General features: G+C 65.1%; 10 protein-coding genes. 8 read left to right on the forward strand and 2 right to left on the reverse strand.

Translation table 11 applies throughout. The annotated features are described in order from the left end of the window. Nucleotides 1-408: 408 nt before the first annotated feature. Complete coding sequence (locus tag HEB94_RS25940) at nucleotides 409-765, reverse strand: ArsC/Spx/MgsR family protein (RefSeq protein ID WP_192752322.1); 357 nt, start codon at nucleotides 763-765, stop codon at nucleotides 409-411. Between the two features lie 157 nt (nucleotides 766-922). After that, nucleotides 923-2,305: a right-handed parallel beta-helix repeat-containing protein gene (locus HEB94_RS25945; RefSeq protein WP_192752323.1), complete on the reverse strand. Its 1,383-nt coding sequence runs from the start codon at nucleotides 2,303-2,305 to the stop codon at nucleotides 923-925. 936 nt (nucleotides 2,306-3,241) lie between these two features. On the opposite strand from HEB94_RS25945, the gene HEB94_RS25950 reads away from it, so the two are divergent. From HEB94_RS25950 to HEB94_RS25985, 8 genes are all read left to right on the forward strand, one after another. Continuing rightward, complete coding sequence (locus HEB94_RS25950; RefSeq protein ID WP_192752324.1) at nucleotides 3,242-3,865, forward strand: YesL family protein; 624 nt, start codon at nucleotides 3,242-3,244, stop codon at nucleotides 3,863-3,865. A gap of 2 nt (nucleotides 3,866-3,867) precedes the next feature. Next, the gene (locus HEB94_RS25955) at nucleotides 3,868-4,836 is read left to right on the forward strand and encodes an ABC transporter permease (protein WP_192752325.1); all 969 of its coding nucleotides are present in this window, start codon (nucleotides 3,868-3,870) and stop codon (nucleotides 4,834-4,836) included. Nucleotides 4,837-4,886: 50 nt separating this feature from the next. Continuing rightward, on the forward strand, nucleotides 4,887-5,720 hold the full coding sequence (locus tag HEB94_RS25960; RefSeq protein WP_337918009.1) for a carbohydrate ABC transporter permease: 834 nt from the start codon (nucleotides 4,887-4,889) through the stop codon (nucleotides 5,718-5,720). Further along, nucleotides 5,720-6,397: a DUF1961 family protein gene (locus HEB94_RS25965; protein ID WP_192752327.1), complete on the forward strand. Its 678-nt coding sequence runs from the start codon at nucleotides 5,720-5,722 to the stop codon at nucleotides 6,395-6,397. The genes HEB94_RS25960 and HEB94_RS25965 overlap by 1 nt, the downstream gene beginning before the upstream one ends. 125 nt (nucleotides 6,398-6,522) lie before the next feature. Then, a complete protein-coding gene (locus HEB94_RS25970; protein WP_192752328.1) occupies nucleotides 6,523-7,752 on the forward strand; it encodes a TolB family protein in 1,230 nt (409 codons plus the stop codon). Between the two features lie 38 nt (nucleotides 7,753-7,790). Then, on the forward strand, nucleotides 7,791-9,308 hold the full coding sequence (locus HEB94_RS25975; protein ID WP_192752329.1) for an extracellular solute-binding protein: 1,518 nt from the start codon (nucleotides 7,791-7,793) through the stop codon (nucleotides 9,306-9,308). Beyond that, nucleotides 9,308-11,953: an exo-rhamnogalacturonan lyase family protein gene (locus HEB94_RS25980; RefSeq protein ID WP_192752330.1), complete on the forward strand. Its 2,646-nt coding sequence runs from the start codon at nucleotides 9,308-9,310 to the stop codon at nucleotides 11,951-11,953. The genes HEB94_RS25975 and HEB94_RS25980 overlap by 1 nt, the downstream gene beginning before the upstream one ends. Before the next feature lie 421 nt (nucleotides 11,954-12,374). Beyond that, nucleotides 12,375-13,754 carry an IS1380 family transposase gene (locus tag HEB94_RS25985; protein ID WP_192753330.1) on the forward strand — a complete coding sequence of 460 codons (1,380 nt, stop codon included), beginning with the start codon at nucleotides 12,375-12,377 and terminating at the stop codon, nucleotides 13,752-13,754. Nucleotides 13,755-13,919: the final 165 nt, after the last annotated feature.

Here is a 13,919-nt window from a genome sequence, read left to right on the forward strand (position 1 = left end):
GCGCTGGCGTTGACCGGCGACGGCGTACCGATTGAGGAAGAGCCGGTCCTGACTGCCACGGCCCAGCCAGGACCGGCAAGTCTGCTCGGACGCTGTCAGTAGCGGCGGCATCCACGGATCGAATCCCAGGCATGGGACCTCCTCCGGCACCGCGCCCGTCGTGAGCAGGCCGCACGCGAGTCTGGCCCGGGTAGGAGCGATCTGGATACCGAAGCCACCGGCTCCCCGCGGTGGGTTTCGACCCCAACGTGCCGGCCTGATGTGGCTGGCCGGACAGGGACGTCGAGTTCGTCCGGCCGCGTGTCCGAGGCGCCGCGGCTGGCCCGCGTGGTGAGCTGTTCGACACGTGGCACGAGGTTCGGCGACGGCGAGGTGCTGCAGGTCCGCCCGCGGACGCGCGATGGTCAGTCAGTCGGTGAGGAAGACCGGGACGCGGTCCTTCGGCCTGCCGATGATCGCCCGCTTTCCCTTCACCAGCACGGGACGCTGCATCAGCTCGGGGTGCTCGACCAGCACGGCGACCACCTGGTCGGCGGTCGCGACGTCGGCGTTGGTCAGGCCGAGCCGGGCGAAGGCGGCGTCACGTCGTACCAGGTCGGTTGCGGGGTCCTCGAGCTTGCTGAGCAGGTTACGCAGGGCCGCCTCGTCGAGCGGAGTGGTCAGGTAGCGCACCACCTCGACCTCGACCCCGGCAGCGTCGGCGGCGTCGAGGGCCGCCTTCGAGGTGGAGCAGCGCGGGTTGTGGAAGACGGTCACGGCAGCCATACCGGAGACCGTATCGCAGCGGTTCGATGAGTGCTGTGCTGTGCTGTGGCAGGCGGCCGTATCGCCGCGCACCGAGTGGGCGATCGGAGGGCTTGATGGCCGCAGTCCGATGGTTCCCATCGCCCACTCGGTGTCGATCGACAGGCTCAACCAGAGCTCACTCCCCGTGCGGGCGGCCGTCGAACTCGAACGCCCCGAGGTCGGGCGCCGAGCCGCGGTAGCGGAACCCGAGGTCGACGCCCCGGTCGATCAGCGCACTGCCCGGGGCCGGACGCAGGTTCGGCAGGTCGGGCAGGTCACCGTTCGGCTTGCGAGGGGCGTCCCAGCCTTCCTGCGACACGCTCAGGAAGTCGGCGGCGGTCAACTGCAGGCCGAGGTCCCAGGAGTTCGCCTGCGAGTCGGTTCCGGTCATGTTCCTGAGTCCGCCGGTGCCGAAAGACACGTTGTTGCGCAGGATGCCCAGGCCGTACCTGGTGCCGTCGGGCGCGGTGGAGGTCATGTCGTAGTTGGTGCCGTTGTCGAACGCGGTGTTGTTGGAGATCACGTTGGGCACCGTGTGGTAGTTGGCGTCGAAGCCGCGCACCCTGTTGTCGAACGCCACGGAGTGATCGATCGCGAAGGTCTGTCCATTCGGGTCGTACACGCCGCCGAAGCCGCCCAGCTTGAAGCCGTTGCCGTTTCCGGACGCCGCCGGCACGTCGGTGCCGTAGACGTACCCGTTGTGCCACGCCCACGAGTTCCTCACGCTCGCCGGTGACGACGAGTTGATGAAGTCGAAACCGTCGTCGGCGTTGTTCCACGCCCGGTCGCCGGAGAACACGTTCGGCCTGGTGCTCGGAGTGTCGGTGTGGGAGCCGAACCCGTCGGCGTTCTGCCCGGCCCCGGTCTTCGAGTAGGGGTCGTAGTTGTCGTGGGAGTCGCTGTTGCGCACGAGGTTGCCGGCGCCGTCCTGGATGAAGATGCCGGCGCCCATGATGTGGTGGACGTTGAGGCGGTCGAACACGTTGTCATTGCCGGCGACCCAGACACCCCACGACTCGTTGTTCAGGTTGTTGCCCTGACGGACACCGGTCACCTCGAGTCTCTCGAGCACCACGTGGTCGGCGGAGACGTTGATGCCCTTGACGCGGCAGTCGTCCAGGATTCCGGCGAAGTCGAGCACCGGTGTCTCGCCCTCTGCCGCGGCGTAGCGGATCGGGCGCTGCGCGGTCCCGCTCTTGGTGAGCGCGATGACGTCAATGCTGTCGGTCCGGCTCGCGCACTCGTCCACGGCGTCGGTGAACGCGTAGGTACCGCCGCGCAGGTAGACGGTGTCGCCGGGCCGCACCATCTCCTGGGCGTGCGCGATGGTCGCCCACGGGTGGTTGGGGCTGCCGTTGGCATCGTCGTTGCCCCACGGGGCGACATAGGAGGCGGGGCCACGGTTCGGCTCGTCGGCGGACGCCGGGGTGGGGGCGGCAGCCAGGGTGGCTGCGGCGAGCGCGGCCGACAGTACGGCGGCGCCGAGCCTGTGACGGCGGGTCGATCGTGTCCGGAACATGGAGGGTCACCTCTCTGTAATGACTCACACCTGTAACGATTCACGGCCACGGGGAGTGAGCCGCACGCCGACGACGGGTGGGCGCATCGGGGCTGACGGTAAGCGCTTGCCATGAAGAGTCCAACCCTAAGGACAGGAAACGGACACCGCGCGTCGCCATTGGACGCAGCGCACGCAATCCCGGGTACTCAAGGTGTCCACCGTCGCACCCCTGCATCCCGAACTGACTTCGAAGAACGCCCTGGCAGGCGGGCTTCTGTACATACGATCTTGGCAGCATCTGACGTGTCGGGCAGGAAGGTTCCTCTCCGCCGCCTCGTATAGGGAGCACATTCGCTGGACTTCTCTGGCTAGCACCGAGGCGTTTCCCCGAGTGTCGCGGCGTGACCGAGGCAGCCCCTTCGCCGAGGGGTAGCTCTCGCCCAGTTGTTAGGAGAATCCATGGTTCGAGTTCGCTGGGACGAGCTTGAGCGAACGCCGTAGCCCCTGCGCCCATGCCCAGGTCGACCGGGGTGGTGAGGGCAACCTGCTCGGCCATGTCGGTGTCGGCAACGTCTACTCGTTCCACATGACGATGGCGTATTCGCGGGACCCGTTCACCTGTTTCACGACCAGCATGGACCTCGCCATCGGACCCGACGGCGCGGATTGTGACGATTTCGCCGTCGACTTGCAGATGGACCCGCTGGCCACCGCGGACCTGGCGGGAGGGGAGGGACGAGTAGAAGCTGGCCTCGAACGAGACCAGAGAGTCCTTGCCGAACCGGCGCAGGTACTTGTCGGTGACCAGATACGGCCGCGAAGGCGGTGGCAGCCCAGATGCCTCGCCTATAGTGACGCCTGGAAATCGCTTTCCCCTCGCACCTGCACTCGTACGCTTGGCGTCACGGGAGACTGCTTGAACGATTCGACGGTCGCGTGGAAGGGGCCTCACCGATGAAGGAGACTGTCGCGGTCAGGGCGGTCGCGCTCTGCGAGGCTGTCACCTGGATCGCCAAGTTGAACGCCCTGTGGCTGACCTTCACCCTACTCGGCGGCGTCGTGCTGGGTATCGGGCCGAGCACGGTCGCCGCGTTCGATCTCAGTCGTCGTTATCACCAGGGCGAGTCGCCGCGGATGCTGCCGGCATTCTGGGCCACCTACCGCACCGAATTCGGGCGAGCCACGCTCCTGGTCGTGCCGAACCTACTCGTCGGCGCGATGCTTGCGCTGAACTTCCACTCATTCGGCTCGGCATTCGGGAGCGCATCCACTGTGCTGTCGATGGCCACCGTCGCGCTCGGCGCATGCTTCGTGGCGTCGGTGTGCGTACTCCTGCCGATGTTCAGTCACTATGACCTACCGCTCCGCCGCTATCACGTCACCGCGATGGCTTTCGCGCTCCGCAACCCGGTGTCGATGGCACTGCTGCTCTTCGTCACGATTGCGATCGGCTATCTGAGCTACTCGCTCCCGGGCTTGTTGCTCTTCTTCAGTGTCGGCGCCTGGATCCATCTCGACAATTACCTGTGCCTCAAAATGTTCGCCGCCAACGACGCTGCGGTTGCCGCGAGGGCTTGATCATGTCGACGGAGACAGTTCCCACCGAAACAACCGCGACGAAGCCTGGCGAGACCGCGCCTCGCAAGCGAGGCGTCTGGGCCCGGTTGTTCCAGTTGAGGTGGCTCTACCTGCTGCTCATCCCTGGTGTTGCCTACTTCGCGATCTTCCGCTATGCACCGATGTACGGGGCCGTGATCGCGTTCAAGGACTACGTGCCGTTCCTCGGCATCAATGACTCCGCCTGGATCGGGTTCGAGCACTTCGAGGAGTTCTTCACCAACCCCGACTTTGCCCGGCTGCTGCGCAACACGCTGATCTTGGCCCTCTTGAACCTGCTGATCGCATTCCCCGTGCCGATCATCCTGGCGATGCTGCTCAACGAGGTGCGGATCTCGATCGTCAAGCGTACCGTGCAAACCCTGATCTACATCCCACACTTCCTGTCCTGGACAATCGTCGCGTCGCTGACCTATCTCCTCTTCGCGATCGACGTCGGTCCGCTGTTCCACCTGATCAACAACGCGCTGGGGACGCAGGTCGACTTCCTCACCGACCCGGCGTGGTTCCGCCCGATCATCGTTCTGCAGGAACTGTGGAAGAACAGTGGTTGGGGAACGATCATCTATCTCGCTGCACTCGCGACCGTCAATCAAGATCATTACGAGGCCGCGATCATCGACGGTGCGGGACGACTCCGACGAGCCTGGCACATCACCCTGCCGGCGATCAGCTCGACGATCGTTGTCCTGCTCATCCTGCAGATCGGGCAGATCCTCAACACCGGATTCGAGCAGATCTACCTGATGTCCAACTCGCTCAACCGCTCGGTCGCTGACGTGTTCGACACCTACGTCTACTTCGTCGGCATCACCCAAGGCGCATACAGCTATAGCACCGCGGTCGGGCTGTTCAAGGCGGTCGTCGGCATCGTGCTCATCGTCGGCGCCAACCTGGTTGCCAAGCGGATCAACCAAACAGGGATCTTCTGAGGCTCGCCATGAAATTCCACAACACTACCGCCGGTCGTGTCTTCGACGTGGTGAATTACGTCGTCTTGATCGCGATCGGGCTGCTGGCACTACTGCCCTTTGTGTTCGTCCTCGCCGGCTCGCTAGCGACCGAGGCCGAGCTCACCCGACGATCGTTCTTCCTGTGGCCGGAGACATTCTCAGTCGAGGCCTACCGGGCGATCTTCTCCACGACCGCGTTCCTTCGGAGCCTGGTGACGACGGTTTGTGTCACCGCCGTCGGCACCGTCGTGCAGCTGTTCTTCACCTTCACGATGGCGTACCCGCTGGCGAAGCGAAGCCTGCCCGGCCGGACAGTGTTGATCAACATCGTGCTGTTCGCGATGGTGTTCTCCGCTGGGTTGATCCCCACCTTCCTGGTGGTGAAGGCATTGGGTCTGCTCGACACCTACTGGTCATTGATCCTGCCTCTGGCGATCAACCCGTTCAGTCTGATCATCATCAAGAACTTCTTCCAGGAGTTGCCTGTCGAGCTGGAGGAGTCGGCGAAGGTCGACGGTGCAAACGAACTGAGCATCCTGCTGCGGATCCTGCTACCGCTGTGCAAGCCGGTACTGGCGACGTTCGCGCTGTTCTACGCCGTCAGCATCTGGAACGACTTCATGTCACCACTGATCTATCTGAACGACAGCGAGAAATGGACGCTGCAGATGTACCTGCGGCAAGTCACCGTATCGGCGAATCTGAGTGCCGGTGGCGCACCGATCGATCCCAACTACATCCCGCCGGCCCAGGGCGTGAAGTTCGCCGTCGTGATCGTCGCCACCGTGCCGATCATGCTGTTCTATCCGTTCCTGCAGAAGCACTTCGCCAAGGGCATGTTGATCGGGTCGGTGAAGGGCTGATGATCACGACCTCGAACAAGCAGGGGTATCACAATCCACTGCGGTCGGTCGCCGACCTCGACGGCTGGATCGCCGAGGGACCGGTCGCCGTGACCGCCGTCAATGACGCGGTCGAGTTGAGCAGTTCCGCCGACGAAGCCCGGGTGGGCGACCACGCCCATTGGACGCTGTGGTGCCCAGAGATTTTCGGCGATCGGATCAGAATCGGCTGGGAATTCCAGCCGGTACGAGAGCCCGGACTGGCGATGATCTTCTTCGCCGCCACCGGCACGTCCGGTCGAGACTTGTTTGATGCCAGTCTGCCGCCGCGCAACGGGTACTACCCGCAGTACCACTCCGGCGAGGTGCAAGCCCTGCATCTGTCGTACCTGCGACACAAGCAACCCGACGAACGGACGTTTCGAACGTGCAACGTCCGCAAGAGCCCTGGGTGCCATCTCGTTGCCCAAGCCGCCGACCCGCTACCGCCAGCCGAGGACGCGCAGCACTTCTACCGGTTGGAGTTGATCAAGGACCGAGCGGACGTCGCGTTCTCGATCAACGACCTGCCAGTGCTTCGCTGGCACGACGACGGAGCACGGGGCGGCGGCCACTACGGCGGCGGTCGCATCGGGTTCCGGCAGATGAGCCCATTGGTCGCGCGATACCGCTCGCTCGACGTCAGGGTGCTGCCCTAGCCGACTACCCCTCCACTATCGAAAGGCCCGAATCTGTGACGCTCGACCAGCGCCGGTCCGAATCGTCGCCTAAGTACGGCTTCGGCCGTGTGCTCCCTTCGGAGTCGTACGAGTATCCGGACCCGGTGACCGGAGTGACCGTGCGGGTGCTCACAGCACACCCGGCCGGCAGCCCGAAGCCATACCAAACCCATCCCACCTGGACCACCGACGGCGACTGGATCCTATTCCGTTCCGATCGCAGTGGCGACGGCAGCCAGGCCTACCTCGTGCACGAACGCGACGGCCACATCCTGCAGCTCACCGAGGACCCGCGAACCGACACCTCAAGTCTCAACCTTGACGTCGGCAGGAACACTCTCTATTACTTCCGGCGATCGGCCGTGCCGTCCGCGGCTGACCTGGGACACAGCGAGCTGGTCGGGCTGGACCTGAACCGGCTGATCCCCGACGCGATCGCCGGGGCAGTCGGTGCCCGTGCCACTTACGAGCGAGTTGTCACCGCGCTGCCGGGCGACCTGCACAGCGCCGGCGGGTTCGCCATCGATGCCGACGGCACGGCGGCGTACTGGGGCATCGGCTTCGGCCCGCCACCCCAGCGCCCGGCGAAGCCGCAACAGCGTCGCAGCATGATCGATCAGCAGAACACGAACGTGGCCGAGGAGCGCGAAGCGGCGCGGCAGCGGTTCGCGGTGGCCGGGCGCGGTCCGGGCGGCATCCGGCGAATCGACTTGAACACCGGCGAGATCTCGACCGTCATCGACACCGACTTCCGGATGGGCCACGTCCAGACGAACCCGTGGGTTCCCGGCGAGATCATCTACTGTCACGAGACCACCGGCGACGCCCCACAGCGGATCTGGACGGTCCGTGGCGACGGCTCTGGCAACCGCCCGCTCTATGTGGAGACTCCCGACGAGTGGGTCACCCACGAGACCGTGTCCGGTGCGGACGAGGTGATGTTCAACCTGATGGCGCACTTGCCGTACCTCGCCGAGAAGCCGAGCGGGGTCGCGGTCATCGACCTACGCAGCAATGAGATGCGGCTGCTCGGACAAGCTCGCGGGCAGGGTTTCTGGCACTGCAACGGCTCACCGGATCGGCGATGGGCGGTTGCCGACGACTTCCTCGGCGACATCACTCTGATCGATCGACGCAGCGGCGAGATGACCGTACTGACCACCGACCACAAGATGCGGCCCGATCACACCCACCCGATCTTCAGCCCCGACAGCCGGCGCGTGCTGATTCAGTCGGGACGTCCCAGCGACGGGCAGGTGCTCGACCTCGTGATCATCGAGGTGCCGGAGACGCTCCGCGGCCGCGTACCCGCCCTTCCCCAGCCCACCAATTGATCCATCGACTGTTGCGCTGTCGTTCGAAGGAGAAGCCGATGCTTATCCCGCTTAACCGACGAGTCGCAGCGGCCGTCGTGGCGGTAGCCCTGACCGGTAGCCTCGCCGCATGCGGCAGTGACGCCGATGGCGGCGACAAGCCGACCGGCATCACGATGATGTTGCCCTTCTATCAGGAGCAGCCGGAGGCGGCCGACGACCCGAGGTTGAAGAAGCTCGAGGAGATCACCGGCACCGACATCACGGTGAACTGGGTGCCAGACGCGTCGTACAACGACAAGCTCAACGTCACCCTCGCTGGTGATGGCGAAGATCTGCCCGAGATCATGGTGGCCTCGAAGACTCCCGGCTTCATCAAGAGCGCCGAGGCCGGCGCCTTCTGGGATCTGACCGACAAGCTCGCCGACTATCCCAACCTGGCGAACGGCAACCCCGACGTGCATCAGATGGCCAGCGTCAACGGCACGCTGTACGGGATCTACCGCTATCGCGATCCGATGCGGGTCGGCGTGATCGTCCGCAAGGACTGGCTCGAGAAGGTCGGCATGGAGATGCCGAAGACCACCGGTGACCTGTACGCGGTCGCCAAGGCGTTCACCGAACAGGATCCGGACGGCAACGGCAAGGACGACACCACCGGGTTGATCATCCCGAAGTGGCCCGGCTCGATCGGCACCAGCAGTCCGTACGACGTGATCGAGACCTGGTACGGCGCCGGTAACGGGTGGACCGAACGGAACGGCCAATTGGTTCCGGGCTTCACCACCGAAGAGTTCATCGAGGCGGACAAGTTCATCCGGAAGATGGTGTCCGAAGGCTTGATCAACAAGGACTTCGCGACCTTGGACTCGGCGACCTGGAACGAACCCTTCTACAACGGTAAGGGCGGCATCATCATCGACGTGCTCGACCGCTCGCAGCAGCTGTACAACCTGTGGCAGGAGTCCGACCCGGACAACCTGGGTGACTACGTTGAGATCACCGGCCAACTGCGCGGACCCGACGGGCAGCTGTATGCCTACCCGACCACGGGCTACAACGGCTTCATGGCGATCCCGCGCGGCGGCAACGTGAAGACCGAGGAGGACCTCAACCGGGTCCTGACGTTCCTGGACAAGCTGAATTCCAAAGAGGCTCAGATCGTCATGAACAACGGGATCGAGGGCACCGATTTCACCCTCGAAGGTGATCTTGCTGTGCCGAAGGACCCCGCCAAGGAGACCAGCTGGGCTCAGCTTCGCTGCGCCGTCGACGGCTACACCGGGTACGCCGTCAAGTTGGCTACCGAGGCCGAACAGGCCACGTACGACAAGCGGATCGGCCTGTGGAAGCAGGATCTGAAGAGTGCCGTCTACAACCCTGGCGCGGCTTACGTGTCGGAGACGTACATATCCCGTGGCGCCCAACTGGACAACATGATCGCCGACGCCCGCATAAAGTTCATCGCCGGTCAGATCGATGAGCAAGGGCTGCGCGACGCGATCCAGCAGTGGCGATCCAGTGGCGGCGACGACGTGATCAAGGAGACCAACGATCTGTGGAAAGCCGATCAGTGATGACCGATGACCTGGCTGTCGACCTGCACTGGCTCGAACCGCCGGCGGGTTCGGTCCCCGGCGTCACCTGGGGCATGCCGTGGCAGCCCGGTGCGCTGACGGACCCGGCCCAGGCGTCTTTTCATGTCTCGGCCGCAAGCGGCGAGCAACGGCTGGTCGACAGTTGGGTCACCGCCCGGTGGCCCGACGGATCGATCAAGTGGACCGGGCATGCGATCGGTCGACTCGACCAACCGGCCGACGGCTACCGACTCACGGTGGGTTCGTTCGCCGGGGGCAGCCCTACCGGCGCACGAGTGTCGGTGGAGCACACCGAAACCACCGTGATTGTCGACACTGGCGCGCTTCGGTTGGAGTTGGCGCGCCGCGGATCCCAGATCATCACCGCGCTCACCCGATCGGGACGGCTCGTCGGCGCGAACGGACGGCTGATCAGCCTGATCCAGACCACCCCGCCTGACGAGGAAGCGGTGCGGGTCGACAGAGTCCAGTGCACCGGGCATGTCACCGGCATCAAGGTTGAGCGGCACGGCGACCAACACGCCGTGCTGCGGATCGCTGGCCACCACGAGGTCCAGTCGGGTACCGCGTCAGGTGAGCTGCCCAGACTGCCGTTCGTGCTCCGGGTCTACGCATATGCCGGTTCGCCGGAGCTGCGGCTGGTTCACTCGTTCACCTGGGACGGTGACGAGCATCGGCATTTCCTTGCCGGGTTGGGAATCCGGTTCGATGTGCCGATGGTCGACCCTCTGCATGACCGCCACGTCCGACTCGCCGGCCCGTCGGGACACTTCCTCACCGAAGCGGTCCGCGGGCTGACCGGGTTGCGGCGCGACCCAGGTGCGGACGTGCGTGCCGCACAGCTTGCCGGACGATCATGCGGCGACCCGTCGAGGTGGAATCCGGAGGTGGCGAATCGGCTGGGACGCATCCCCGCCTGGGGCGACTACACCTTGGCCCAGCTCAGCTCGGACGGTTTCACGCTGCGCAAGCGAACCGAGCCGGGCCACGGATGGGTCGACGTCGGCGGCGGCAACCGGTCGGCCGGCTTCGCCTACGCAGGTGGTGTGAGCGGCGGCATCGGCATCGGGCTGCGGGATTTTTGGCAGTCCTATCCCACTCAGCTCGACATCCGAGGCGCCGCATCGGAGCGGGCCAGCTTGACGCTCTGGCTGTACTCGCCACAGGCGAACCCCATGGACCTGCGCTTCTATCACGACGGGATGGGCCAGGACGACTATGCCAGCCAGCTCGATGGGCTGGAAGTCACCTATGAGGACTACGAGCCCGGATTCGGCACACCGTACGGGATTGCACGAACGCATGAGCTGATGTTGGTGGCGTACGACTGCACCCCGTCGGCGGAGCACCTCACCCGACATGCCGGGCTGACCGAGCTGCAACCACTGCTCGCAACAGATCCGGTGTACCTGCACCGGGTCGGCGTCTTCGGTGACTGGGCTCCGGTGGATCGCAGCACTCCGGTCCGGGCGACTCTGGAGGACAGGCTGGATCAGTTGTTCGCGTTCTACGCCGGGCAGCGCGAGCAGCGCCGCTGGTACGGGTTCTGGCACTACGGCGACATCATGCACAGCTACGACGTCGACAGGCACACCTGGCGCTATGACATCGGCGGCTACGCATGGGACAACTCTGAGCTCTCACCTGATCTGTGGCTGTGGCAGGCCTATCTGCGCAGTGGTCGCGCCGACGTGTTCCGGTTCGCTGAGGCCTTGACCCGTCACACCGGTGAGGTCGACGTTTATCACCTCGGCCGGTGGCGCGGGCTCGGCACTCGGCACAACGTGCAGCACTGGGGATGCAGCGCCAAGCAGTTGCGGATCAGCAACGCCGGCTATCGCCGCATCTTCTACTACCTGACGGCGGACGATCGCGTCGGCGAGCTGCTGGACGAGCTGGTCGACAGCGAGCGGCTGCTCCTCGAGGTCGACCCCAACCGCAAGGTGCGCGATGACGCCTACCTGCCGGGTGCCGAGACGGCGATGGCGATCGGGCTCGGCACCGACTTCGGCGCGTTGGCGGCGGCCTGGCTGACGGCATGGGAGCGGACCGGTGACCCGGTGGCTCGGGACAAGCTGCTCAACCCGCTGCGTGACATCGGCGCGCTGCGCTTCGGCTTCCTGACCGGCCAAGCGTTGTACGACCTGACCACCGGCCGGTTCGACAGCAGCCGAGAGCAGATCAAGGTCTCACATCTCAACGCGGTGTTCGGCCTGGTCGAGGTGTGCAGCGAGGTGATCGCGCTGGCCGACCGGTTCGACCTGGACATCGGTGATTTCCGAGCAGCATGGCTGCAGTACTGCCGACTGTTCCTGGCAGACCCGCAGACCCAGCAACGTGAGGTCGGTCAGCCGCTGGGCGGCCGGAGCCTGATCCAGGGGCATAGCCGGCTGACCGCGTACGCCGCCCGAGCCCTCGGTGACCGGGAGTTGGCTGCGCGTGCCTGGGCCGAGTTCAACTCGGGTGACAGGATCGGTGAGGAGACATTCCAACTCCAACGCGCCGATAGCCCGAACATGATCACCCCTGCCGACGAGGCGCCCGGCATCTCCACCAACGGTGCGGCGCAGTTCGCGTTGGCCGCGATGCAGAACCTGGCGCTGATCGGCGATCAGCTACATTGACGACTGGGATACCCACACGACCCAAGCCGGTTGTGTCGGCAACCCTGGTCACGCCTACCTGACCAGCGAGGTGTGCCAGATGCTCGGGCAGCCCTGACGCGGGTCAGGGCAACTGGCGTGTCGACCGCCCCGGACAGGGCGCCGGCGTCGCCGGCGCGGGACCATTCGATGACGTGGGAGGAGCACAAGCCCTCCCGGCGCAGGATCGCGTCCTTCTCACCGTTAGCCTCGGCTATTCACGTGGGTCGGCGGCACGGGGTCTAAATGCGGCGGAGTGCCTTGCCTGTAAGGAAGAATCGGTGTTTGAGGACAACGATCTTTCTCGCAGAAAGGCACTCCGTAGGTGAAGCGTAGCAAGGGTTCGTCGGGTGGGAAGAAGGCACGCCGAGGCAAGGATGGTTCGGCTGGCGGCAGGGGTGGCGTGGCTGGGCCGCGGTTTCGGGTCAGCTCGGATGGGCACGGGTTGGCCTCGCATGCGGGTGTGTCGATGCTGCGCGAGCTCGCTGAGTTCGTGGGTCTGACCAGGTTCGTCACCCAGGCGTTGGCTGACACGTATCGGGGCCCGTGGCTTCACTCCCCGGGGCAGGTGTTCGCTGATCAGGCGTGTGCGATCGCCGATGGGGCGACGTCGACGTCGGGGATCGCGGTGTTGCGGGACCGCCCGCAACTGCACGGGGCGGTGGCCAGTCAGCCGACCGTGTGGCGGCTGGTCGACAGGATCGATGAACAGCATCTGGGGCTGGTGCGCCAGGCGCGGGCGAAGGCGCGTGAGCGGGCCTGGCAGGCGGGAGCGGCCCCGGACCTGGAGGCCACCGGTGGGTATCTGCACATCGACTTCGATGCCACGATCACCATCGCTCACAGCGAGAAGTCCGGCGCTGCACCGACCTGGAAGAAGAGCTTCGGGTTCCATCCGCTGCACTCCTATCTGGACCGGCCCGAGATCTCCGGCGGGGAGTCGCTGGCTGGGATCCTTCGGCCCGGAAACGCCGGGTCGAACACCATCGCCGACCACAAGACACTGCTGGACCTGACCCTTGAAGCGCTCCCGGAGTCCTACCGGCCTGGCGTCGACGGTGCGCCGGAGATCCTGATCCGGGCCGATGCGGCCGGGGCGACCTACGACTTCGCCGCCTACTGCCGGCAGAAACACTGCGAGTTCAGCTTCTCCACCGAGTCGACCCCCACCTATGTGGGGATCGCCGACGCGGTGGACGAGCAGCTGTGGGCGACCGCGATCGAAGACGACGGGATCCGTGACGGTGCCATGGTGTTCGAAGCCACACACTGTGTGGATCTGTCGAAGTGGCCGCAAGGCACCCGGCTGATCCTACGCAAGGAACGCCCGCATCCGGGCGCCCAACTCCAACTGCACAACACCACCAGTGACGGGATGCGGCTGACCGCGTTCATCACCGACACCCCGGCCCGTGTAGTCCCCCACCAGATCCAGGGACTGGAGCTACGACACCGCCAGCACGCCCACGTCGAAGCACGGATCAAAGACTCCGGCCACCTCGGCCTGGGCAACCTGCCGCTGGACGCGTTCTGCCACAACCAGGCCTGGTTCGAGATAGCGCTCGCCGCCGCGGATCTGATCAGCTGGGCGAAACTGCTCGGCTTCAAAGACCACCCCGGGATCGCCAAAGCCACACCCGAAACCTTCCGCTACAAAGTCCTACACGTCGCCGGAAAAATCGTCTCCACCGCCCGACAGCTGTATCTGAAACTGGACTCTTCCTGGACCCCCAGCCCCGCGATCGAGAAAGGCTGGACGCGCATCCGTACGGCCTTCGGCTAACACCCGCCGTCCCTGACCACCTCGCGAGCCGCAGAAACGGAGACCCGCAAACCCCCACTGAACAACAACAACCGGCGCCCAGCCGCCGGGCGCGCCAGCCTACCCGCAAGCAGCTTTCACAACCACGCAAGCCCAAACAAGAATCCATCACCACTAGATCAATTT

This window comes from Actinopolymorpha pittospori (assembly GCF_014873875.1).
GTDB classification, from domain to species: Bacteria; Actinomycetota; Actinomycetes; order Propionibacteriales; family Actinopolymorphaceae; genus Actinopolymorpha; species Actinopolymorpha pittospori.